This window comes from Ktedonobacter racemifer DSM 44963 (genome assembly GCF_000178855.1).
GTDB lineage: Bacteria > Chloroflexota > Ktedonobacteria > Ktedonobacterales > Ktedonobacteraceae > Ktedonobacter > Ktedonobacter racemifer.
Map to the genome: position 1 here is coordinate 1,404,904 of NZ_ADVG01000001.1, position 23,950 is coordinate 1,428,853.

At 55.0% G+C, this 23,950-nt stretch carries 17 protein-coding genes; 1 reads left to right on the forward strand and 16 read right to left on the reverse strand.

Annotated elements, in window-relative coordinates:
- Positions 1 to 27 precede the first annotated feature (27 nt).
- From KRAC_RS06175 to KRAC_RS06200, 6 genes are all read right to left on the reverse strand, one after another.
- A complete protein-coding gene (locus KRAC_RS06175; protein ID WP_007905325.1) occupies positions 28 to 732 on the reverse strand; it encodes a DUF169 domain-containing protein in 705 nt (234 codons plus the stop codon).
- Positions 733 to 932: 200 nt separating this feature from the next.
- On the reverse strand, positions 933 to 1,742 hold the full coding sequence (locus KRAC_RS06180; protein ID WP_040442003.1) for an RNase H family protein: 810 nt from the start codon (positions 1,740 to 1,742) through the stop codon (positions 933 to 935).
- Positions 1,743 to 2,136: 394 nt separating this feature from the next.
- Positions 2,137 to 3,999, reverse strand: a complete 1,863-nt coding sequence (locus KRAC_RS06185; protein ID WP_007905329.1) for a transketolase — start codon at positions 3,997 to 3,999, stop codon at positions 2,137 to 2,139.
- Positions 4,000 to 4,300: 301 nt separating this feature from the next.
- On the reverse strand, positions 4,301 to 5,005 hold the full coding sequence (locus KRAC_RS06190; protein WP_007905330.1) for an amino acid kinase family protein: 705 nt from the start codon (positions 5,003 to 5,005) through the stop codon (positions 4,301 to 4,303).
- Positions 5,006 to 5,163: 158 nt separating this feature from the next.
- Positions 5,164 to 7,725: a polynucleotide kinase-phosphatase gene (locus KRAC_RS06195; RefSeq protein WP_007905331.1), complete on the reverse strand. Its 2,562-nt coding sequence runs from the start codon at positions 7,723 to 7,725 to the stop codon at positions 5,164 to 5,166.
- A 16-nt stretch (positions 7,726 to 7,741) separates the two neighbouring features.
- The gene (locus KRAC_RS06200; RefSeq protein WP_007905332.1) at positions 7,742 to 9,169 is read right to left on the reverse strand and encodes a 3' terminal RNA ribose 2'-O-methyltransferase Hen1; all 1,428 of its coding nucleotides are present in this window, start codon (positions 9,167 to 9,169) and stop codon (positions 7,742 to 7,744) included.
- Between the two features lie 210 nt (positions 9,170 to 9,379).
- Between KRAC_RS06200 and KRAC_RS06205 the strand changes: the two genes are divergently transcribed.
- Positions 9,380 to 11,788 (forward strand): Eco57I restriction-modification methylase domain-containing protein, encoded by a 2,409-nt coding sequence (locus KRAC_RS06205; RefSeq protein WP_007905334.1) that lies wholly within the window; start codon positions 9,380 to 9,382, stop codon positions 11,786 to 11,788.
- 90 nt (positions 11,789 to 11,878) lie between these two features.
- On the opposite strand, the gene KRAC_RS06210 is transcribed toward KRAC_RS06205, so the two are convergent.
- The 10 genes from KRAC_RS06210 to KRAC_RS60915 all read right to left on the reverse strand — a co-directional run bounded on the left by KRAC_RS06210 (position 11,879) and on the right by KRAC_RS60915 (position 23,735).
- Positions 11,879 to 13,117 carry an RNA-guided endonuclease InsQ/TnpB family protein gene (locus KRAC_RS06210; protein ID WP_052568019.1) on the reverse strand — a complete coding sequence of 413 codons (1,239 nt, stop codon included), beginning with the start codon at positions 13,115 to 13,117 and terminating at the stop codon, positions 11,879 to 11,881.
- Between the two features lie 71 nt (positions 13,118 to 13,188).
- Positions 13,189 to 13,833, reverse strand: a complete 645-nt coding sequence (locus KRAC_RS06215) for a transposase (RefSeq protein ID WP_007905335.1) — start codon at positions 13,831 to 13,833, stop codon at positions 13,189 to 13,191.
- Positions 13,820 to 15,115, reverse strand: a complete 1,296-nt coding sequence (locus tag KRAC_RS06220) for a hypothetical protein (protein WP_007905336.1) — start codon at positions 15,113 to 15,115, stop codon at positions 13,820 to 13,822. The genes KRAC_RS06215 and KRAC_RS06220 overlap by 14 nt, the downstream gene beginning before the upstream one ends.
- Positions 15,116 to 15,377: 262 nt before the next feature.
- Positions 15,378 to 16,748 (reverse strand): hypothetical protein, encoded by a 1,371-nt coding sequence (locus tag KRAC_RS06225; protein WP_007905337.1) that lies wholly within the window; start codon positions 16,746 to 16,748, stop codon positions 15,378 to 15,380.
- A gap of 22 nt (positions 16,749 to 16,770) precedes the next feature.
- Positions 16,771 to 17,418, reverse strand: a complete 648-nt coding sequence (locus KRAC_RS06230; RefSeq protein WP_040442006.1) for a response regulator — start codon at positions 17,416 to 17,418, stop codon at positions 16,771 to 16,773.
- 243 nt (positions 17,419 to 17,661) lie between these two features.
- The gene (locus KRAC_RS06235; protein ID WP_007905340.1) at positions 17,662 to 18,111 is read right to left on the reverse strand and encodes a hypothetical protein; all 450 of its coding nucleotides are present in this window, start codon (positions 18,109 to 18,111) and stop codon (positions 17,662 to 17,664) included.
- Between the two features lie 118 nt (positions 18,112 to 18,229).
- Positions 18,230 to 18,895 (reverse strand): response regulator, encoded by a 666-nt coding sequence (locus KRAC_RS06240; protein WP_007905341.1) that lies wholly within the window; start codon positions 18,893 to 18,895, stop codon positions 18,230 to 18,232.
- A 17-nt stretch (positions 18,896 to 18,912) separates the two neighbouring features.
- Positions 18,913 to 21,051: a GAF domain-containing sensor histidine kinase gene (locus KRAC_RS60910; protein WP_211221249.1), complete on the reverse strand. Its 2,139-nt coding sequence runs from the start codon at positions 21,049 to 21,051 to the stop codon at positions 18,913 to 18,915.
- Positions 21,052 to 21,196: 145 nt separating this feature from the next.
- Entirely contained in the window at positions 21,197 to 21,865 is a 669-nt protein-coding gene (locus tag KRAC_RS06250; protein ID WP_007905344.1) for a hypothetical protein, read from the reverse strand.
- Between the two features lie 217 nt (positions 21,866 to 22,082).
- On the reverse strand, positions 22,083 to 23,735 hold the full coding sequence (locus KRAC_RS60915; protein WP_007905345.1) for an IS1182 family transposase: 1,653 nt from the start codon (positions 23,733 to 23,735) through the stop codon (positions 22,083 to 22,085).
- Positions 23,736 to 23,950: the final 215 nt, after the last annotated feature.

The window sequence follows — 23,950 nt, forward strand, 5'->3', positions numbered from 1 at the left end:
CCTTCTTAAAGGCACATTCCACGCGACTTAAGCGGGGAATAGTGCTTTCTGCTGTTGGTGATAGGGCGCGAGCGCGGCATTGGCCTCCACAATGGTCTGCAAGCGCTCAGCCAGTTCAGCTAACTGTTCGCCAGGGATCGTCAAGATAACCTCCTCTGGCGTCAGTTCGATATAGGTACGCGCCCCCACACATCCAAAGCTCAAAGAGACCTCCCCAGCCTGCAAGGTACGCGGAATAACACCGCAGGTTGGGCGACCAAAGGCACTCTGTCCCCCCTGGAGCCAGTTGACCTGTCCCATGGCCTCAGACACCAGCATGGCCTGTTGCGTATTCATGCGACAGAGGACGACATCCGGGTCCAGAGGCAATTGGTCCATGCGACCATACACAATATACTGGTGCGGCTTCTGCACTGTGGGCAGCGCACTTACTTCGGCCGGCGAGAAATACTTTACGCTGGCCATCGTCTCTACAAGCGCCTGCGCCCGTTCCTGGTCAGAGGCTGGCATCTGAAAACCCATGGTCATCATCCCAATGGGGCACTCCTGGTGATCCTCCGCGCCCGCGTAAAAGACGCCCTGTTCCGCCAGGCGCCAGAAGGTACAGGCAGAGGGGACGCGTTTCGCGACATGGGCGACATCCGTAGGAATTTGTTTGACAAACGCCAATCCGATAGGCTCGTGCTGTAAATGCAGATTCTCTTTCAACTGCTGCACCACTTGATCTTTCAAGATGCAATCCTTTCGCTTCAATCAAGAAACACACCATCAAGCATACGCGAGAGCGAAATGCAGGGTTCGCATTTCCGGAGAGGTAGAGACGTACTCCCCTCAACCTCTGCTAGTGTATCACATCTTTCAGCATCCAAAAAAGGTATATAATGGCTTAAGCGGTGCTGCTACCTATCTACAACATTTACTTCCACATAGCTCTATTGAACTCTATATTTTGAAGCCAGCACTTTGACCCAGTTGCGCTGCTTCTCGCTTGGCGCGAATGTGTTTTTCTGCATCCGCTTCGCCATATCATCGATAAAGCGACGTTCCTGCTCGCTAATACGCCCACCGCCAGGCGCCTGTGTCTCAAAAAAAGCCTTCACCGTCTGAACCTGGCGCCGCAACTGTGCCAGTTCGCCTGTAGACATTCCCGATTTTGCCTCGGCAGTCTGGGTGGCTTCCCAGCGCTTAAAGGCCGTGGTATCGCCATTAAAGACTCCCAATCCTGCCAGCTCATCGGCACGCTCGTTCTGGGCATGCCCGGCATGCCCGCGCACCCATTCAAAGGTAGGCGGTTGCTTGCGATAGCTGAGTAGCTGGCGATAGATCTGCCAGAGATCCGGGTTGGCCTTCATCTGAAAAACGCCCTGCGCGACCTTAATCGTATACTCGCTATCACTGTAGATTTTCAGCGGCAACGTAGGAGGCGCAATAGAGAGCACCGCCAGCACAGCCGAGATCTCGGCACGATTATTCGTGGTAGTCGGCGCCTTGGGGATATGCCCATAACACTCCAGGCATGCGGCCTTCTCGGCCATAATGCCATTGTTACTGTCAACCGCAGCCCACAACAGAGCGCTCCAGCCTGCGGGACCGCCCGGATTCTTGATACACGCCCCATCAGTAAAAGCCACGATCCCACGCGCATCCAGCTTCGGCAAGGCCTTACGCGCATCCAGGTCGATGCTAGCCTTGAGTACTGAATCCCATTCGAGTGATTGATTTCCAATATCTATCGTGTTCAACTCTTATCCCTTTCCTTGAGAAAGAACCTGAGCCTATTTTACACTGTTCGCACAGATTTCTCAGCGTCTGCGACGCTTCGCAGAGGTATGGGCTATGGTGGAAAAATGCCTGCGGCATTTTTCCACCATAGCCCATAGAGTGGTTCTTTAAACCGCTCTTGGTAGGAACATACTGCGACTTTTTCCACCATAGCCCATAGAGTGGTTCTTTAAACCGCTCTTGGTACGCTCTACTCTCTCTATACACTGGCAAAGTCCAAAAGCGGAAAGGAATATCCTGAATGGTAATTATTGCCAAAATGCAAATGTTCCTGTTCGCAAGGACAGCAAGCGACGAGGCCATTAGTTTGACCTCGCCGCTTTTATTCTACACTATACTATTCAGTTGCCAGGGCTAGATGAGGGCTTTCACCGCTTGCACAATGTGGTGCGCGCTGATGCCAGCCTCTTCCAACAGTTCTGCGGGGGTGCCGGATCCAGGCATGCTCTGGACCGCCAGCTTCACTACCTGGGGCATGGGGCCATCACGCTGGGTGAAGACCTCAGTAACGGCGTCGCCCAGGCCGCCCTCGGGCCAGTGATCTTCAACTGTTACAATCTTGTTGCCCGCCTCTTCCGCCGCCGCTAGAATGGTCTCCTCGTCAATTGGCTTGACAGAGTAGGCATCGATGATGCGAGCGTGAATATTCTCGCCCTTCAGTTGCTCATATGCCTTCAGGGCTTCGTGCAGGGTAATACCTGCCGCGACCACGGTCACTTTATCCTGAGCCGACTGCTTGACGACTTTGCTGCCACCAACGGTAAATTTCTCGTCGGGGGCGTAGAGAACGGGTGTCTTCTCACGCGTACTACGCAGGTAGACAATGCCGTCATGCTTCGCCATCTCTGCGACCAGTTGTGCCGCCTGGTTGGGGTCAGAGGGATACAGGACCGTGCTGCCAAAGACGGCGCGCATCATCGCCAGGTCCTCAAGGGCCATCTGCGAAGGTCCATCTTCACCAATAGAGACACCAGCGTGCGAGCCGCACAGGCGGATGTTCGCCCGCGAGATGGCACCCATGCGGATAAAGTCGTAGGCACGCGAGAAGAAGGCCGCGAAAGTTGAGGCAAAGGGGATATAGTGCCGTACCTGCATGCCAATCGCGGTCGCCACCAGTTGCTCCTCGGCGATGTACTGCTCAAAGAAGCGCTCTGGGAAGGCCTTGGCGAACTCCTGAGCATAGGTGGAGTTGCTGACCTCGCCATCCATAGCCACTACGCGACCATCGGCTTCACCAAGCGCCTTCAGGGCGTCGCCATAGGCCTTACGCGTCGCCTCGGAAGAACCCACTTCGTAGCGCGGCAGGTCGACGGCTTTGGCTGGAGGAATGGAGACAGGCTGGAGATTCTCAGGCTTCTGTACTGAGAACGTCATACTCCGCGCTGGACGATGCAGTTCTTGCAAGGCCTCATCTTCTTTATCCTTGGGGACCGGCTTGCCATGCCAGCCATCTTTGTCCTCGAGGAAGGAGACGCCCTTGCCCTTCTTGGTTTTGGCGATGATCAGTGTGGGCTTGCCTTCGGTCTGGAGTGCCTCGGCGTAGGCCTGGTTGATCTGCTCGTAGTCGTGGCCATCAATTTCGATGGCATGCCAGCCAAAGGCTCGCGCACGGGCCGCGTAGGCCGCTGTATTCCAGCCAAGCTCGGTCTCGCCACGCTGACCCAGGCGATTGCAGTCCAGAATACCAATCAAGTGATCCAGTTTATAGAACCCAGCCTTATCACAGGCCTCCCAGATAGAGCCTTCGGCCATTTCACTATCGCCAAGCACTACCCAGACGTGATAGGGTAACTTATCCAGGTACTTGCCTGCCATCGCCACGCCAACGCCAATCGGCAAACCCTGCCCAAGCGAGCCAGTCGCAACGTCGACATACGGCAGGGCGGGGGTGGGATGCCCCTCCAGGCGACTGCCAAACTTACGCAGCGTCATTAATTCTGCGTCATCAATCGCGCCTGCCGCCTTATACATCGAGTAGAGCAAGGGCGCGGCATGCCCCTTGGAGAAGATCAGGTGATCGTTGTTGGGATGTTTTGGATTGTCAAAGTCATACCGCAAATAGCTGATCATCAACACGGCCATCAGATCAGCCGCTGACATGGAAGAGGTGGGATGCCCCGAACCAGCAGCCGTCGTGCAACGGATACTGTCCACACGTAATTGCTGAGCGAGGTTTGTCCACTGCTGAATCTGCGGTTGCGTTTGCGTCGTTGTCATACAAGCTCCTCGTCATATCTATGCGAAACTACTTTCAATACGTTGACGCGCTCGGCTCCCCTGTGTATTGTAGGAGATGAAGTTCCAGGAGGGCAAGCTGATGCTTGCACAGACGGCATTTGCCATCTACATCTAGCATACCGACTGGACGAACGTTCTACGAGACGGGAGTCAACCCCTTACCACATCGATAAACGCTGGATTGATCCAGATATCGCGCAAGGGGTTCCGTCTTTATCACGCTTGAAACCAGGATAGAGAGACAGTAGGCAGCGGACACAGACTCGCTCGGCAGGAACGGCTATGAGATCACTGTCCCCACAAAGGACTCGCCATTGAGTGCCTTCTCAACGTTAGCCAGGTTATTGGCTTTCATATACATCACACGTAAACTCAGTTCTGAGGCCAACTTGGAGGCAATGGGATCAAAGGGAGCGCTCGCACCGGGAACCCAGGTATCACCTATCATGGAGCGATAATTCCTCCAGGAGATCTCCTCGATAGGCTTCGCCTCGGGATTCTGGCGTGGATCACTATCGTAAATATACTCTGTATTACTCAGTTTAAGAACAGAGGCAATGTTGTAGTCCTGGGCTAATACGGTCGCGACATAATCTGTCGACCAGCCAGGCTTCCACCCTGCGGCGATAACAACAGGCTTGTCTGGCTTATGAATCAGGCTATAGTCCTTGATGATAGCGGGGTGCGCCAGGTCTTTAAAGACCGTGCGAAAGAGTTGCGCGTTCAAGCGCGTGGCATGGACTCCCAGCCAATCTAGATCTTCGTTATCAAGCGCGTGACCAGTAATCACCGCACCAGCGTCGCGATAGTTGCGCGCCAGCTTTCCCCCACCCACAAAGATAAAAAAGCGTCGCTGATATTCCTGCACCTGCTTGCGAATAAACAAGTTAAACTCTTTTAAGAACTCGACGTTGACGCCGCCATTGGGAACAATCATTGAGCCACCCAACTTAATAACGTGTGCTTCTTTATATTCAGGTGCCATGTGCAATTTTCCTCTGCATACTTCTTTGTGCGTATTCACTGGGTCATACGCCGCGGTGATTATATCACAAAAACTATGCCCACTGGCATAGCACGTGGGCATAGGATATTCCATTTTGAGTATAGGTAAGGCAGCCAAATTGCCGCGCTCAACCAGACTTATAAGCGTGGATCGACTGGCTCGCTCTCCAGGGCCAGAACCCCAAAGACGCATTCATGCACACCACGCAGCGGCTGCAAACGGACAAAGCGCTCTAGCGCCTCCACGCCAAGGGCGAATTCGCGCAAAGCCATTGAACGCTTAGCTGACAGACCACGTTTCCGCAAACGCTCCAGGTACTCTGGTTCGCTATACTCTGGCCCGTAAATGATCCGCAGGTACTCCGGGCCGCGGCTCTTGATCGCGGGCTGCACCAGGCCGTGTTTCCCCTGGGCAATAAAGTTGAGCGGCTTGACGACCATGCCTTCACCACCACGCCCCGTCAGCTCCAGCCACCAGTCAATGCCTGTCTGGATGCTAGCCTCGTTCGTGAGATCCACGACCTGGTACGCCGTTGCCAGCAGGACTTGCTCATCCTGCGCGCAAATCTCGGCCACGGTCTGCATATGCCAGGTATGCTCACGCTCGAAGTAGGTCCTCCCCTCCGTTGCCAGGAGATGGAAGGGGGCCAGTTTCAGATCATTGAGCGAGGTAACCGGCCAGCAATAGTGACGATAAGCCTCGACATAACGCCCGGCCAGGTGCTCGCGCTGCTCATAGCGCTTGAGCAGGTCCCCAATCTCCACGCCATGCTCAGCCGCCTGGCGGAGCGAGGAAACAGCATTACCCAATGAAGCACGCGAGGCCGCACCAACCGCCGCGTATTGCTTCAGCAGCAGCGACTGTGCCTTGACAGACCAGGGCATCAACTCACAATCCAGGCAGACCCAGTCGGTCTCAAAGCGCGTCCAGAAGTTGGCACGCTCCAGTGCCGCGCGCAAGCGCTGCAATAGTTCTGCCTCCAGGGATGCATCTTCAAAGAAGCGTCGTCCCGTACGCGTGTAGCAGATGCCGCTCCCCTCACCAATGACGCCGAAGCGTTGGCGCGCGACCTCTTCGTCTCGACAGACAATCACTACAGCGCGCGATCCCATGTGCTTCTCCTCGCAGATCACGCGCTCAATGCCTTCCTCACGATAGTAGGCAAAGGCCTCTCTGGGATGCTCCAGGAAGCCCGGCTCGCGGCTCGTCTCCGCAGGTGACATGGTTGGCGGCAGATATAACAGCCACTTGGGATTGGCAGCGAAACGGCTCATGATCTCCAGGGCCGCGACGGCGTTCTCTTCACGAATGGCCACGGTCTGCTTGAGCCGGGTAGGGATATAGCGTTTCCCCGATACATCCTCAATACCCAGCAGATCGTCATGTTGCTGCTGAGCCGAGAGCTTGGACTCCGGCACCTGAAGCGGGCGCACCGGGTCACTATAGGCCTGGAAGGCGGGTACCGTCACCAGCTCACGCTCAGGATAGCGCAACGCGATCAGCTTCCCGCCAAAGACACAACCACCATCGATATTAATAGTGTTGTTCAGCCACTCAGCCTCGGGAACGGGAGTATGCCCATAGACAACGAGGGCCTGGCCGCGATACTCCGCCGCCCAGTTATAGCGAACGGGGAGACCAAATTCGTCGGTCTCACCAGTCGTCTCGCCATACAGGGCGAACTCACGCACGGCCCGCGAGGTACGCCCATGCATCTCGGCCTTCAGACCTGCGTGCGCGACAACAAGCTTGCCATCGTCGAGCACATAGTGGCTGATCAGGCTATCCAGGAACTTCTTGACCCGCGCGTGAAACTCCGGCGATTCCTTTTCCATTTGCTCTAGCGTCTCCGCCAGGCCATGCCGCACCTGGACGTTACGCCCATCCAGTTTGCGCCACAACTTGGCATCATGGTTGCCCGGCACACATAGCGCATTCCCCTGCTCAACCATATCCATGACCAGGCGTAAGACCTCGGGCGTGGCCGGACCACGATCCACCAGGTCGCCAAGAAAGACGACCTTGCGCCCCTCAGGATGCGTGACGTGATAGGTCTTACCCTGCTCACCAACCTCGCTGGTCACCTGGTAACCTAGCCGCTCCAGGAGCGTCTGTAGCTCCTCAAAGCAGCCATGCACATCGCCTATGATGTCAAAAGGACCATGCTCATCCTTGCGATTGTTCCAGACGCGCTCACGCTCGATCTCGACGGACGACACCTTCTCAGCGGAATCGAGAAAGTAGAGGTGATGAAAACCCTCGCGACGCAGTGAACCAAACGAGCGACGCATCTCGTTGAGCTGACGATGCACTACGTGTGGCCCAAACTGCCGGTCTGGACGCTGGCTGTTACGCTCATGGCAGAGCTTCTCAGGCAGGTTAAAGACGATGCCAACCGCCAGGGCATGGTACGTGCGCGCCAGCTCAAAGAGACGCTTACGATCCTCTGCTCTGACATTTGTAGCATCGATAACTGTCAATTTACCGAGAGCAAGGCGCTTGCCCGCAATATAGTAGAGCACATCAAAGGCGTCGCTCGATATGGTCTGATCATTCTCGTCATCAGAGACCAGGCCACGGCAGAAGTCAGATGATATGGTCTCAGTCGGCTTAAAGTGAGTGCGCGCGAAGGTTGATTTTCCCGAGCCCGACGGCCCAATCAACACCACAAGACAGAACTCTGGAATAGTAATCTTCATTATATGTATTGCAACCTCAGGCGGTAAAAGATCGTTTTTCAAAAATGCCCATCTGCGAGATCGCGCCGACCTCGGTCTCCTCAGAGCCAACGGGCTGGAAGCGGACGCTATAGCCAAAGCGCTCGGCAACTCCCCTGCCCCAGGCCTCAAACTCCTGGCGCGTCCATTCAAAACGGTGATCTTTATGGCGGAAGGTACCGGCCTGCCAGGTCTCGAACTTGACGTTATATTCGGCGTTGGGCGTAGTGATTACGACCAGGCCTGGTTGAGCATATTCAAAAAGCACACGCTCAAAGGCGCTCAGGCGCGACATGTCCAGGTGCTCAATAACCTCAACAACCGCTGCGGCATCATAGCCCTTCAGGCGCTTGTCGCTATAGGTGAGCGCGCTATGCACCAGGCTGATACGCTCGCGCTGGCGGGGTGCAATATGATCAAAGTGCAGACGACGCCGCGCAATGGCAAGCGAACGATACGAGACATCAAGGCCCAGGATATGCTCAAAGGACTTCTCTGTGAGCAGCATACGCAACAGCTTGCCCTCGCCACAACCCAGGTCGAGCACACGTTTGGCGCCACTCTGGCGTATGGTTTCAAAGGCCGCCTGCAAGCGCTGGTCATGGACTGAGACCTTCTTCTCGTCGCTTCCCTCTTGCTCCTCCGTGGTCCCAGCGGCCTCGTCCTCGTCGAGAACCTCTTCTTCTTCCTCAGAGACGCTGTCCTCGGCAACCAGGCGCGAGAGCGCATCGCGTGTAAGATCACGCCGATGCTTAAGATAGCGATAGGCGATCTGCTCGCGCTCAGGATGCGTCTCTAACCAGCCTTTGCCACGCGTCAGGAGCTTCTCAACCTCGTCATCCCCAATCCAGTAGTGCTTGCTGTGATCGAGGACCGGCACCAGCACATAGAGGTGTGACAGGAGATCACTCAGGCGTTGCTGCCCCTCCAGGGTCACGGTGTAGTAATGGCTCTGGCCCCACTCGCTAAATTGCTCATCAAGCGTATATGGCTCAATGGTCAGGCTATAGCCAAGCGGCTCAAATAAACGCCTGAGCCAGTCCTCGCCCGCGCGACAGGGAATCACAGAGAGAGTCGCTTTCAGCGGGATAGCCGTCTCTACCAATTCTGGTCGCTGCTTACAGCGCCCATTAAGGGCAGTACCAAAGACTTCGGAGAGCGCGACGCTCAGAAATGAGGAGGCTACATATGGGCGATCATTTACATACTGATCCAGTGACTGCCCCTTATCGCGTCCGCGTACCAGTTGCACGGCGTCGATATCCAGCAGTAGCGCGGCGGTACATTGCTCTTCGCTTGCCTCGGGATAAAAGACATGCGCCTTCCCAAAGTTGAGAGAGAAAGTCTGCGCGTGCGCGGGATTTTTGTGCAGTAAGTATCCTAAATCTGTAGCGGGTTGATGGGTGGTTGTAAGTGTAAGTAGCATAGCACGTCTACATGTTCCAGCCTGTTCAGGCCTTTCTATGCGCACCGTCACGATTCAAGCTACACAAACGAGCATATCCGCACGGAGGCATATATCGACAAATTTTGATCATTATACCAGGGGCTGAAACATGGTACAACCGCCTTGACAAAGACATGCATCTAACTACACAATAAAAGAAGTCATGCCAGAGGAGAGGGAACACGTTTCATGGACTCTCTATCCAGGCGTGGGCCGAAACGCCCACACTCAATCGTCAAACGCTTCTGCCGCCAGTGTCAACGCTTGCACGCCCAGATAGCAGGCGCGATAACCGGCGACCTGCCATATGAGGAGCGCTCCGCCCTGGCGCTACGCCTTCTACTACGCCTGGCAACACTCTATTTTCTGCAAAAGGCGGACTTCCTGGAGGCAGATCCCGATTATATGCGCCACAGCCTGGAGCAGCATCAGGAGCACCATGATGAGCCAGATACCTATTACTCGCAGTATTTCCTCCCGCTGCTGGCGACGCTTCTCGGCGGATCGTCACAAGACGCGCGGTTTCATGCTCTTCCCCATCTTCCTCTCCCGCTCTTTCGTCTTTCTCCCCTGGAACAGCTAATGGGGCTGGCTGATAGCGCCTTTCAGGCGGTCTACGACCTTTTTGATACCTATACCTGGCAGCTTGCCAGGCAGCCATTTGACACACAAAGCCTCACGCCTGTTGCGCTGTCCTGCCTGTACGAGCAACACCTCAATCAGAAGAAGATGGGGGCCTACTATACCAGCGAGGATATTGCATACTATATAGCCTGCAATACGCTTATCCCTTATCTCTTAGAGACTCTCGCGAAGCGCCTCTCTCCTTCCGCTCTTCACGCTATGCTGGCGCTCCCCCTGCGCCACTTCACTCCCTCGCGTTACCTGCCAGCGGCACTCCAGGAGCCAAACTTTCTCCCCCTGGAAACAGCTTTTGAACATACTATGCGCCACGCACACCTGATACAGCTGAAAACACACCTGGAACACGAAGGTATCGCAACGCCCATGGAACTTGTCACCAGTAATCTGGATGCGCGCCAATTTCTGCTGGATGCCCTTACGCTATGTGAGGATGTTGAGGCCCTCCTGGCCTTCTACGATATTCTTGAGCATGTAAGCGTCCTGGATCCCACTTGCGGTTGTGGGGCCTTTCTCTGCGCCGCTCTTGATCTCCTCCAGGTGCTCTATAGCGCCTGCCTGCAACGCCTATGCGCCTTCACCTCCCCACGCTGCCAGGAGCTTCGCGCCTCCGTGACCAGTTCGCCCGGCAGGGACTATTTCGTGCTACACGCCATCCTTACCCATAATCTGTATGGCATTGATCTTTTAGAGGAGGCAACGACTATCTGTCAGCACCAGCTTTTACTGGCACTGCTAGCGTGCGCGCCTCCCTCCGCTCGTCAGCCGCTCCCGCCCAACTTAGAAGAGCATATTCGTTCTGGCGATATCCTCTCTGATAGCATGCCCGCCTTCTCCTGGCCCTCGTTCTTTCCTCAGGTTATGGCACGCGGCGGCTTTGATATCGTTCTCGGCAACCCGCCTTACCTGGAGCTACAACGCGCTCCGGCCAGCCTGCTTGATCAGCCTCCACCCTCCAGGGCGCCGACCTATGGAAATCTCTACGCGGAGGTACTCCTACGCGCTTTACAGCTCAGCCGCGCCGATCAGAGCTATCTTGGCTTGCTTGTCCCCTTGAGCCTCTGCGGCAGTCCACGCTTCGCCTCGCTCCGCGCCCTGTTACGCCAATCCTCAGCCACACTCTGGCTCGCGCATTTTGAGATCTTTCCCTGCCGCCTCTTTGAGGGCGCCTTTCAGCGCCTTACCCTGCTCCTCGCACGACGCGACACATCCGCCGCGCACCAAACTTATAGCACCCGCATCCAGCGCTGGTATGCCTCTGAACGCCCCCAGCTCATTGAGCTGATTCACTATACGCCCCTGGATAGCGCGCCAGCCACCACGACCTTTCTGAAGTTGGCCGCGCCTCCTCATGCCCAGATTTTGCATACACTGGCGCGTCTCTCCGACCAGATGGCACTTGGCTCACTGCTGGCGCCTGGCTGTACGCCCTACTTTGTGTATTACCAGGAGGCTACCAACTATTGGACGAAGGCCGTATGCCATATTCCCTTCTACAAAAAGAATGGGGTGCTTATGACACCTCCGCATGGCCGCTTCCTCTACTTCTCCTCTGAGTCACTGGCACGCGTGGTTATGGCTGTGATGAATAGTTCGCTCTTCTATACCTGGTTCGCGACCCACTCGGATGGCTTTCACCTGACACATACTCTGGTCAAGGCCTTCCCTTTACCCCGCGACCTCCTCGATAGCGCTCAACTCCAGGAGCTCGCCCTTGCACTGGAACACGATATTCTCCGCCACGCACACTACAGTACTCGCCATACGCGCGAGAATGTACAACATACGCACGCGGGCCTGCGTATTGAGCTGATGGAATACATGCTCTCCCGCTCACGCCCTTTACTTGACCAGATCGATACGCTTCTGGCCGAGTTCTATGGCTTTACGGCAGAAGAGCTATCATTCCTCTTGCACTACGATCAGAAATATCGCGCCGCCCACGATGGGGTATAGCTGGTCCTACCCGATTGGATAAAATGTCATACAAACAGTACAACTATAGTTCCAAAAAAACCAGAGCGTTTTGTAACGAAAGAGAGCGTTCTATTGACCGCTTGCCTTCACTACTTTCCGCTTGCTTTTTGGTTTAGTGAGGGGAATGACAACCCTCACCGGATGGACTACCAGGGATGCAAGCACCCCCTTACCACCCTCTACCCCCTCCAACCCGAAGGCATCGGAGGCTACTTTGCGTATGATGTTGCCTGCACCGTTCACGTCGGCATTGAGCGTGCGCCCATCCGATGCACGGTAGAGCCCGCGCATCACACGCCTCCCGCTAAACGCGTGTTTCTCACTATTATTATCTGGGTCACGCACGGGCAGCGGATCCAGGTCAAGCAAACTGGCTTTAGACGTGTAGGATTCCTCGGTGATCACAACACGAATGCCAACCAGGTGCGCCTTGTAGGTCAACAAGTCGATAAAGCGAACGTGGGGAATCTGGACAAAGTGCTGATTGTTCCGCTTGCCCAGGTTCGCCTCTTGCTTCCAGGCATCATTCTTGCCGATACACAACACGCCTATCTGCTCTTTCACCAACAGATCAATAATTCGCTTGCTGGCGGTGTGCATGTAGTGGTCGATGCGCCGGTTCCGCTTATTCGTCAGTCGCTCCATGCGCCTCGTTGTCCCCGTCTGACCGAGCTTGCTTTGGAGGTCCGCCCTCCGCTTATTGTAGAATTGGTTCACGCTTTTCACTGGGCGCCCGTTAACAATGACTGGCCGAAAGCCAGGCTTGTTTGAAGTTAGCGCTACCAGATTCTGCACGCCAATATCTATGCCAGCGTAGTAGTCAGGATTCACATCGGCCTGTTTGACCTCTTTCTTGTACACAATCTCAACGACATAAAAGCCGTTGCGGGGGACGATGCGGACTTGATCAATGGTCTTTTGCTTTGTTTGCACCTCGATAGCAAGCTTAGAAGGTTGCACGATTCCGCGTTCCAAGCCTTTACTGCTGATAGCCTGGATAGTATACACCAGGATGTTGCGGCCTTCCGCCTTGTGCTTATACTTCGGGATTTTTGGGCGTCCCTGGAACTTGGACGGATCTTCCTTATAGGCCATTAGCGCCTCGAAGAAGCTTTCCCAATTGTTGTCTAGCAGCATCAGGACTTGCTGACTGACCTTTGCCGGAAGGGCTTTGTAGGCCTCGTGCGGCTGCATTCTCCGCTGTACCTCGTTATAGTCGAGATACTTACCTTCGTGGATGAAGGATTGACGGATCTCGTACAAAGCCGCGTTGTACAGGTTCTTCGACTTGAACGCCGCCTCATCGATGACGGCATACTCTGCTCAGAGGGAGATTGTTCGCTTTTGAGACACGTTACTCTCTCCTCATCCCTCTTTCGTTACTTCACTGCCAGAAAAGCGGGAACACCTGCGACAGTGACTCGCATCACCGCTGGGCCCCACCAAGCGTTACGCCCAAGTCGATCATACCAACTCCAGCGATGATGCGAGCGGACGGCACGCGGTGAGCGCTGTGGAGGGGAAATGTTCTTTGGAATGTCAGGCAGTGGAACAATCTCGACATGTTGTCTGCGCCAGTGGGTCATCCATGTTCTGCGAAGCATCCGCCCCGCGACATCCACCCATTGCGTTGCTGCTAGGATTCCAGACGTGGGTTCTACGCATGAAGGTGCAGGCAAAAGACGACGAACAGCACTGACGCGACGAGCACGATTCCCTTTGGCTTTTCGAGCCAGACATTGCTCACGCAGAGGGCAGCACAAGCAATCTTCTTGGAGGGCTACATAGACAGCTCGTTGAGAGAAGGCGTTCTCCTGGCGCACTTCGCTCAACCAGAGAGATTTTCCTGCAGGACATTGCAGCATCCCGTTCTCTTGTAAGGTGAAGGCATCTGCTCCGAAACCACCACGCGCCCATCCCCCACCTTTCGCCTGCTGCCAAGGGCCATATTCTTCAGAGAGACGTTCCGACACCACTATGTGTGCTGGAGATTCCTTCGAGGAGGTCCACTCAATTTCGCGCATTTGTTGTCCCTGCATGCCATGTCCGAGCACGAGCCGAAGGTTCCATATCCATTGGCACGCGATTTGCCAGAGGGCTACGCCCACACTCTGAGTAGCAACACCAGCGATCCGGGTCGTTTTCGACATCTTCATCTGCGAGCACCGCTTCAAACGCCCCACGTCCATGATACAGGTCCAGCACGTCCTCCACCAGAAATCTTTCGACATCAAGGGTCGTCATGAAGAGTTCATAGACCCACTCATTGATGCGCTTTCCCACCGAAATCGACTTTTCAGGTGCAGGCGCTTGATGTCGGACAACAATCACGCGAACTTGAGGGAAGTCTTCCCCTGGTTGAAGCCAGCCTCCATCAAAGAGCTCAACGACCTCACCCGTGTTTATGCTCGTCATGTTTGCCGTTGGTGCATGAACCAGGACACCTTGAATCTGGGGATGCTCCAAGATCTGATATCCTCTCCCTCGTGTCACGAGGTGCACACCAGCCAGGATGATTTGCGCGATCACCGCCGCGTCGCCATATTGCCCATCGAGACGGACTAAGGCCACCTCTGATGTGAGCGCAAAAGTTTTCACGTAGGAGGTGATCGCCTGAAGTGCTGAAGCAAGTTCGTCACGATAGTCACCATTCCCTTTCCCTGAATATGTCCCGATCCATTGACGAGTATGCATTTGAAGAGCGGTGGTACGTGTACGTACCACCTCACCTCGCTTGCGCCCTTTGTAACCAGGCGCACAGACCGCATCAAGACGGCGTCGCGTAGCGGGAAGTTCAGGACCACAAGGTAACGCTCGTTGCCGTGCGGCCTGACGCGTGGCATCTACATCAAAAACAATGCAGCGGTGACCCTGGCGATCCCACAATCCGCCGATACTCTCCAAGGTCCAGCCATCAGTGAAAGCATGGTGCTGGAAGAGTGCACGGAAGGTCTCCAAGCAAGGACGATCTACATCGGCTAAGAAGCGACTCAAGCTAGAACGATGAGGAAGACATCTGCGCCCAAACAATGCCATGAACTCCGTCTCGAAAGGCTCTATGCGCTCAAAGAAGTCTGCTAACGTCCGCTCGCCGCTGATTGCATAACCTATCAGCAAGGCAAGAAAATCGATGGGTTCATAGCTGTCAAAACGTCCGCGCACCAAACGCACCTCATGAGCAAACACATCAAGCAGACCATTCGCTGCGAGGTGCTGAACAATGATGACCACTTCAGCGAACCAGATTGGTACCGAGGGGCGATCTACAGGAGATGTGTGGACTTGAATGCAAGCGTTGGGTATCATAGGTAGAGAGACCTCCTTCTGAGAGAAGATTTTGTTCCTTCTCATTAGAGATCTCTTTTTCTTTCTGCTGCTAGCTTGCTGTGATCTCGTTGCGCATCCCGTGGGAAGACCCATGAAGCGTGCAAATTTACACCCCTGATCTACTAACGCAATACTCAGCAGTTTATTCATCAGCGTCTATCTGCACAATAAACTGCTGAGTGCAAAAACCATTCGTTTGGCGAGAAAACATATCTTACAAGGGAAAACGGAGCTGTCTCTTTCAAGAATCGTTCTCCCTCGTCTTTGGAGGTTCGACGCGGCGAGACACGTTCTCGATGCCCGGCTTCGGCGCATACAACCAGAGAGAGGCATGCATTGGCTGCATTGTCTCGTTGACCACCACCAAGACGTGCTCACTTAACTGCTGCAAATCCACTTCGCTGTGCAAGGTAGAAGCAAAGGCCGTCAGAGTCTTCTGCGCATCATACTTGCGCCGATAGAAACGCCGATCGATGACATCCTGAAGGCGGTGACGCAAAGGTTGAAAGAGGGTAGCAATCGCCAATGTGGAAACCACAATGATCGCTGGCTGCGAGCTTTGCCCGGTGAGCCGTCCGACCAGGCTTTCCAGCCCGATGGTGAGCCCGGCGTAGAGTGCCACCAGGATGCCGGAAAGCCCACCGTAGACAAGTGTGCGATTGATCAGAACATCGATATCGTACAAGCGATAGCGCAGGATCGCTATACCGATTGAGAAGGGTAGCAGAAGCCAGAGAAGAGGATAGACGAGCGTAATCAAGGAATACGGGGTATCAGGCTGAGTAAGTGCGGGGAAAAAGAGAGAGAAGAGCAGACCAAAGACGAATAATCCTGTGACCACAATGCTCATGCCAAAGACCACCCACTTGGTCTGCTGGCGCTGGAGAGAAGTGGAAGCGTGTCGATACCGATAGATCTGTGCAATGAGGATGCTCCCATAGATCACGAGCGCAAACAGACCATTCAGCCAGCCCGGCCAATTATTCTGGTTGAGCGGAGAAGTGGGAGGAAAGACGACCGAAGCCGCCTGGATGATGATCAGCGGGATGATCAGGCCGGTCCAGCGCGGGACCAGACGTCCACTGGGAAAGAGGAGAAAGAAGAGATCGATGGCAACTTGCCCAAGCACACCGACCAGCATGGTCGGGAGAACGAGGACCGGGTAAGCGCTGGTCAGTGCAGAAGTGGAAAGCCCCGGGTAGGTGATATTGAACATCGCAAGAGCAAAGGCTGCCAGCAGGGCCATTCCTTCATTCGACTTGCGCCAGAAGATCAGGAAGCCCATGACACTCCAGATGGCAATGATGGTCACCCAGAAGATGACGTTCAAAGTGGCATATCCACTGACAGAGATGCCAAGAGTAGAGAGCGCCCGCAGCCCTTTGGCCGTCATTTCTCCGGCGAAGGTACAGGTATCAACACTTGCGCAGGGCATTTGGACGCGCTGATAATAGGCTGGCAAGCCGACAACAAAAAGCCCCAGGCTGGGAAGCACCAACGCCAGCCACACCGTACGGGCAAGCACCAGCCAGAAGCCAGTGAAGTGCGTATTCACGGCGCTGAGGTGAGCCGATTCGCTTTTCCTTTGCTGTTCACCATTCGAGACGTTCATCTTTCTTTCCTTTCTCAGAAGATCAGCTTCCCAATCCTGCATCCTTCGCGCGCAGAATAGCCTGGGCGCGATCCGCTACCTGGAGCTTACTGATGATATTGGAGACATAGTTGCGCACGGTCTTTGGGCTGACGACCAGGCGTTCCGCAATTTCGGCGTTTTTGCAGCCCTGGGCCAGTAATGCGAGAATGTCGCGTTCTCGATGGCTCAGTTCAGGAAAGATCTGCGAAGGATGTTCTGGTTGCAGCGCCGAGAAATAGCTGACCAGTCTGGTAGCAATCGCCGGGCTGAAGATGGCATCGCCACTGCCCACGGCTCGGATGGCTCGTACCATATCTTCGTGCCTGACCCCTTTGAGCAGATACCCACGCGCGCCCGCTCGCATAGCCGCGAATACCAGGTGATCATCTTCAAACATGGTTACCACCAGCACGCGAATTTGTGGACTGTTGCTCACAATCTGGCGGGTCGCGTCCACCCCGCTCATGCTGGGCATGTGGACATCCATAAACACCACATCGGGCTGTCTTTCGGCTGCGAGGCGTATCGCCTCGCAGCCGGTTGTGGCTTCCCCCGCGCATTCTATATCGGGCTGGGCGTCAAGAAGGGCCTGCACACCGTCGCGAAAAAACTGGTGATCATCAACGATGAGTACTGTGAGAGGGTCCATTGATTTTCTAGTATGTATCTCCTTTATTCGCGTGTCTTTGGTCCAGCGGTGCTTTCCGCCAGCGGAAGCTGTGCGATGATCTGCGTTCCACCCGATTGGACTCTTCTGATGATGAACGTTCCCCCCCAGTTCCTCTGCCCGTTCGCGCCATCCAGCGCGGAACAAACCGCCCATTGGGAAAGAGGAGAAAGAGAAGCACAAGAGAAAGCTGCCCCAGAAAGCTCATGAGCGTGACAGGCAGGGTCAGCGTTGGATGGCTAATACCAGCGCTGAGGTAATCACCTCTGCATTGAAGACTACGAGAGTAAACGCAGCGAGCAGGGCCAGCCAGTCATCCGAGCGACGTAAAAAGATGATCAAGCCGATGACGCTCCATATCAGAATATCGATCACCCAGAAGATCGTGTTAAAGGCAGCATATTCGCTCGCCGAGAGACCAGTGGCAAGGAGTTCGTGGAAACCTTTCGCAGGAAGCGCCCCGGCAATATTGCACGCAAGAGGGCTAACGCAAGCTGTTTGGAGTTGCTGATAAGACGAAGGGAAACTGGCGACAAGCAGTCCCAGGTTGAAGAGAACCAGGCCCAGCCACACCATGCGGGCGATGATGAGCCAGGAACCAGTTAAGCGCGTCGTCATTGTACTGGAGACCGCCAGGCTTTCTGTATTCTTGTGCCCCACATGTGATTGGTTCATCGGTTTTTCCTCTTCCGGAGATCAATGCTCCTGTTTATCTGAAGCTGCGATTACACCCTTGCCGCCAGAAGCTATTCCCGTGCAAAGCAGGCGCTTCTTGCTTCCCCTGCTTTGCCCATCATGTCCCTAATCCAGCGTCGCGCGCACGCACAATTGCCTGAGCGCGATCGGCCACCTGGAGCTTGCTAAAAATATTGGAGACATGGTTTTGCACCGTCTTGAGACTCAGGGTGAAGCGTTTCGCGATAGCAGTGTTGCTCTCACCTTGCGCAATCAGGTGAAGGATCTGCCGTTCGCGCTCGGTGAGATCAGGAAAGGCAATAGCCGAAGCGGTCCTGGGCAGCGCGGAGAAATAACGAATCATGCGTTGCGCAATGGCCGGACTGAAGATGGCCTCACCCTGGGAGACCGCTTTGATTGCTCGCACCAGTTCGTCCCGGTCGGCATCCTTGAGCAGATACCCGCGAGCGCCCGCGCGCATAGCGGCAAAGACCGAGTCATCATCCTCGAACATCGTGACGACTAACACTTGGATGTGTGGGCTTGTGTGCAGAATACGCCTCGTGGCCTCGATGCCATTCGTGCCTGGCATTTTGATATCCATGAGAATCACGTCCGGCTGCAAAGACTCGGCTTTGGCAATTGTTTCGTCGCCGTCCGCAGCCTCACCAATCACCTCCATGTCCGGCAGCCTCAGCAGCATTGTACGCACGCCCTCGCGATAGAAAGCGTGATCATCGGCAATTACCAGGCGAATCGGATCCGTTGAGCTTTTTCCTTCCACGTCTTAAATACCTCTTCTTACGATTTCAAGGGCAGTCGAACCTGGACGCTAGTTCCGCCTCCAGGCTGGGCGGTGAGCGTGCAGTCTCCTCCAAGTTCCGCTGCTCGCTCGCGCATGGAAGCAATACCCACTCCCGCCTGGTAATCACTGGGCAGCCCACGACCATTGTCACTGATCGAGAGGCTCAGAGACTGTTCGCTCGCCAGTTCCAGGCGCACAAGGCAGTGCTGCGCATGCGCGTGGCGCTCAACATTGGTAAGAGCCTCCAGTACGATACGATAGGCCGCGACCTCAATAGCTGCGGGCAGAGGCGGCACGTCAGCAGGCGCTTCCACGGAGATGTGGAGGCCGTTTACTCCCTGGAGATGTACGACGTGCTCGTGGATGGCTGAGATCAGGCCGAGTTCATCCAGGACGGGTGGCCGCAACGCGTAGACGACGCGGCGAATATCGGCAACAGTGGATTTGACCTGTGCCTTGAGATTGTTCAACTGGGCGATGGCGGTATCCGGGTCGCTTTTGACCAGGTGACAGGCTGTATCGATCCGCTGAGACAGGCTAGCCAGCGTCGGACCAACACCGTCGTGCAAGTCACGACGCAGGCGGCGGCGCTCCTCTTCGCGCGCCAACACCAGACGCTCACGTGCCCTCTGCAGATCAGTTGCTAACCGGACAGCGTGAGCAGCGAGGCCGGCCTGACGGGCCAACTCATCGAGCAGGCGTATGTCTGCGGGAGTAAAGGTTTCACCAGGAGCGCGCGGCGCCAGTTGCAGTTGGCCAATAGTTTCCGCCTGGTAGATAAGCGGGAGCGTCAATGGCTCTCCGGCCGGCGCGCCATAGCTCGCGGCCAGTTGGAAGGTTTCTTCTTGTTTCCACAGGATAGCTACGTAGGGCAGCTTGAGTGCCTGGGCCACCGTTTCGACGATGATAGATAGGATAGCTTCAGGCCCCAGCGTCTCCTTCAACCGCCGGGAGAGACGCGTGATCACAATGTAGGGTTCGTCGCGCTGCCCATAGAGCAGTCGGTTCACCCCGCGCTGGAGCAACTCTCGTACCGGCTGGAAGAGCACAGCAACCAGTCCGGTGGCAAACAAGGAAATCACCAGGCTGCTTCCCGTGGGAAAGAGCGCGCCCAGGTAACCAACGACTAGTACATAGAAACCTACGACGCAGGCAGTGAGAATACCATAGACCAGGGTGCGCTTGATAATGAGATCAATATCCCACAGCCGGTAGCGCAGGATGGCGACGCCAACTGAGCCAGGAATCAAGAGCAACAGGAGCGGATAGACGATCCCAATCACAGCATATGGACTGCCTGGCTGATTGAGCGTCGGAAAAAGGACGTTGAAAAGCAGGCCAAAGACAAGAAACCCGGTAGCTACAGTGGTGATGGCAAAGGCGACCCATTTCGTCTGCAATCGCTCTACAGAGGTTGACACCCGTCTGTACAGATAGACTTGAGAAAAGATAATCGTGCTAAAGATGGCGAGAGAAAGTAGTGCATCGAGCCATGCTGGCAAACTATTCTGACTAAATGGTGAAGTGGGAGGAAGGACGATTGAGACAGCTTGGACCACAACTAGTGGAATAATCAGCCCCTTCCAGCGCGGGACCAGTCGCCCATTGGGGAAGAGGAGAAAGAACAAAGCGAAGGAGACTTGTCCGAGCAAATCTATTATCGTGAGAGGAAGGTTGAGAAGCGGATAGGAGATCAAGAGCACAGAGGCAGAAAGCCCAGGGTAGGTGAGATTGAACATCATGAGAGCAAAGGCGGCGAGCAGAGCAAACCACTCATCAGACCTGCGCCAGAAGATCAGGAAGCCGGTCCCACTCCAGATCGCGACAATCGCTACCCAGAAGAGGGTGATAGAAGCGGCGTACTCACCGGCAGAGACCCCAAGTGCGGCAAACGTATGCAGCCCTTTTGCTGTCAGTGCGAAGGCAATATTACACGTTGTGGGATCAACACAGGGCCTTTGAAGCTGCTGATAGTATGCCGGGAGTCCAACTACAAAGAGCCCCAGGCTGGAGAGCACCAGTACGAGCCACACAACGCGAGCAATCACGAGAGAGGGACCGGAAAGGCGCTTGTGCGCGACGTGAGAAGCGACCGATGCGCTTGCGCTCTGTTGTTGCGTCTTCGCCTGGTTCATGAAGCTTTCCCTTTTCACGGCTTCGGCCTGATCCTCGCACTTCATGCTTCTATTCTATCCAAAAGGGGGACACCTGTCCAGGCGAAGTTACTCATCATGTACAGGCGTTCCCCGGTTCCGATCCATCGGAGGGTAGCGAGCACGCTCAGGCACGTGCCTCCACCTGTGCGTTCGTCGATACAGCCTTCATCGCTGTACGCTGGTCTGGTGAGAGCAGGGCGAACCCGAACCCGGCTGTAGCCACACTCGCGACGACGCCCGCAAGATTTGACAAGGCTTCAGGGAAGAACGGGACGAAACTCACGACACCGACAACCAGGATGGCGATGAGCAGCCAGCCGATCCAGCGCGGGAAGACCCTGGCGCGCAGGGTTGCAATAGCCAGCAAAAGAAAACCCAGGACCTCACTGATCATACTCGCGATAAAAAACGGTGCCCACGCTGGCGGAGGAGTCGCCGCCACCGAAACTGTCTGCGGGATGATATGAGCGGTCATCTGTGAAATGATGGTCACAGAGGTGAAAGGAATGATGACACCCTGATACAGGGTAACATACCAGATGAGCAGGAAGCCGAGCAACCCCAGAATGCCTGCGCGTCCTGCCTGGCGGACATACATCCCTGGTAGCCCAAGCAGAACAAGCACGGACCCAACAAACCCGATGATGCTGCTGATCAGAGACAACGAGCCGATGATTGTCGCGAGGTCATTGCCGTTGAGAAACATTCCTTGAATAAGCAGGTAGACGATTGAAAGCACGCTTCCAATGATCAGTGCTATTCCGCTCAGACGGTACAAAGTGGTCGATGACATGAGAGATTTCCTCCTTGCAGGAATTTTCTGCGAACTTTGTTTGTCGCTGAGGCAGAGGATGCAATGTTCATCCCTGCCCTTTCTCTGCAAAGCATAATCAGTGAACTTTCCCTGTGTCATGGGTGCAACTTCCCGATCAGACCTGGAATTTTCTGAATATCAATCGACGAGTCTCATTATCATACGCAGCCTGTTGAAAAAGCCTTTGATAAGCTCATCAGCAAAGAGGAAATCTTACTTCCTCATCCTTGAAAAAGCTGAGGCAATCGGCAAAAGAAGAGATTTTCCTTGCAAAAGTGAGCGAGCACAGCATCCAAAAGAGCCCAAAAGAGGCACAGATGGCGTCCGTTGGGAACGGACGTCGGCCCCAACCTCGCTTTTTGAGCAACTGTTGGAGATTGTGTCCTGCTGCGATGACCTGAGCCTCACAGTTGACTCGCCAGAGGCGTCGCAAGCGGAAGCGTCGCATGCCATGCCAATCCTTGGCTTCGGCAAATAAGGGTTCGACCCATACCTTCCGCTTCTTCAGGGCTTTCTGATAGGCCAGGGTCTGCTGGTAGCCCCTGACTCGTTCGAGGTAGTTCGCATGGAAAGAGCGGTGGACCTGCCGACCGTGATTACTGGGGGTACATTGAGCTTTGAGTGGACAAGCATTACAAGTGGCTGCCTCGGCGCGGTACTCCACCTTCTCCGCTTTATACTCCATCCGAGAGAGGTGCAGCAGTTGACCGTTGGGGCAGACATAGCGATCATGCACGGCATCATAGGTGAACTTGGAGGGGCCGAAGTAAGGAGGCCTCTGCTGATCCCAGTCTGGTAAGGGGATGTAGGCCCGCATTCCCGCATCTTCAATGGCCTTGATATTTTCGATGGTCCCATACTTGGTATCGCCGGTTATCTGTCGAGGCCTCACATGCCAACGAAAGCGGACGTGCCAGAGCAAGTCAAGCATCGGCTGGTTATCCATCACCTCCGCAGGGGTCACCAGGGCTTCTAGGATAATGCGACGTTTGCCTCCATCGACGACATAATGGGTATGATAGCCCAAATGAAGACCGCCGTTCTTGAGGCGCATTGGAGTGGCATCGGGATCAGTCGTACTGATCTGGAAGTCGGCAGAACGCTGGTAGAGCCCATGGATTTCCCTCTGCTGCCGACCCTCTTCAACGATCCAGTCGTGCCGCATTGAGCGCTCGGTCTCAAGCTCTTCTTGCTCTTGTTGAGAGAGGGCGACTGGCAGGGACGTAGGCTGAAGGCAGGTCCCCGTGTTTGAAGAACCTTCTGACATGGGAGCGTCCATGCTCTCTCCTCCCTCTTCCTCGTCCCCTTGATTTTCCTGCGCAAAAAGAGCGGTCAAATGGCGCTGGATGGCTTCTCGCGCCTCAACAGCAAAGCGAGGTGTAAGGGAATCCAGATCCGCATTCGCATTGACCTGGGTGGAATCAAGATAAAGTTCCTTCCCCCACACCAACTTTGCCTGTTGACACTGTTGCACGATCGCGTCGAAAAACCAGCGAAAAACATCAAGGCCATAGCGAGTACGGATCTTACTCAAGCTGGAATGATCAGGTAAAGGCTCATCCAAATCGTAGCCCAGGTACCAGCGAACGCTGAGACGATCAGCAGCCTGACGAATGAGTTGGCGTTCGGATCGAATACCCTCAAAGAACATGACCAGTTGTAACTTGAAGAACACAACAGGGTCAATTGAGGGCCGCCCTCCACTTGCATACATTGGCTGCACACATTCGCGGACAAAGGACAGGTCGAGGGTTCGCTCCACCTGCCGATAAAAATGGTCTGCTGGCACCAGTTTCTCAAGAGATACATTGACCAGCCGTGCAAATGCGCGCTCTTTCGTTCCCATCATACCGCTCACCTCGTAGGCCAAAGCGCCTAGCCGTTGCTACTCCCTTCCAATAGGCCATTCAACGTCAGCTTTTGCTCATTGCTTCAAACTATGCATGGTATAGGGCAAGGCACGGGGCAAGTCAAGAGGGCTTTCTCTTCTCCTGATGAGGTATTTGGAAGCCTTTTTCAACAGGCTGATACGTTTGTTGAGATCGAACATCAGGAAGATTTTAG

Bases quoted from the DNA above. Each gene is read 5' to 3' on its own strand.
- KRAC_RS06185 (WP_007905329.1), bottom strand. From the start codon at position 3,999: ATGACAACGACGCAAACGCAACCGCAGATTCAGCAGTGGACAAACCTC.
- KRAC_RS06190 (WP_007905330.1), bottom strand. From the start codon at position 5,005: ATGGCACCTGAATATAAAGAAGCACACGTTATTAAGTTGGGTGGCTCA.
- KRAC_RS06195 (WP_007905331.1), bottom strand. From the start codon at position 7,725: ATGAAGATTACTATTCCAGAGTTCTGTCTTGTGGTGTTGATTGGGCCG.
- KRAC_RS06200 (WP_007905332.1), bottom strand. From the start codon at position 9,169: ATGCTACTTACACTTACAACCACCCATCAACCCGCTACAGATTTAGGA.
- KRAC_RS06205 (WP_007905334.1), top strand. From the start codon at position 9,380: ATGGACTCTCTATCCAGGCGTGGGCCGAAACGCCCACACTCAATCGTC.
- KRAC_RS06215 (WP_007905335.1), bottom strand. From the start codon at position 13,833: ATGCGCGAAATTGAGTGGACCTCCTCGAAGGAATCTCCAGCACACATA.
- KRAC_RS06220 (WP_007905336.1), bottom strand. From the start codon at position 15,115: ATGATACCCAACGCTTGCATTCAAGTCCACACATCTCCTGTAGATCGC.
- KRAC_RS06225 (WP_007905337.1), bottom strand. From the start codon at position 16,748: ATGAACGTCTCGAATGGTGAACAGCAAAGGAAAAGCGAATCGGCTCAC.
- KRAC_RS06230 (WP_040442006.1), bottom strand. From the start codon at position 17,418: ATGGACCCTCTCACAGTACTCATCGTTGATGATCACCAGTTTTTTCGC.
- KRAC_RS06235 (WP_007905340.1), bottom strand. From the start codon at position 18,111: ATGAACCAATCACATGTGGGGCACAAGAATACAGAAAGCCTGGCGGTC.
- KRAC_RS60910 (WP_211221249.1), bottom strand. From the start codon at position 21,051: ATGAACCAGGCGAAGACGCAACAACAGAGCGCAAGCGCATCGGTCGCT.
- KRAC_RS06250 (WP_007905344.1), bottom strand. From the start codon at position 21,865: ATGTCATCGACCACTTTGTACCGTCTGAGCGGAATAGCACTGATCATT.
- KRAC_RS60915 (WP_007905345.1), bottom strand. From the start codon at position 23,735: ATGATGGGAACGAAAGAGCGCGCATTTGCACGGCTGGTCAATGTATCT.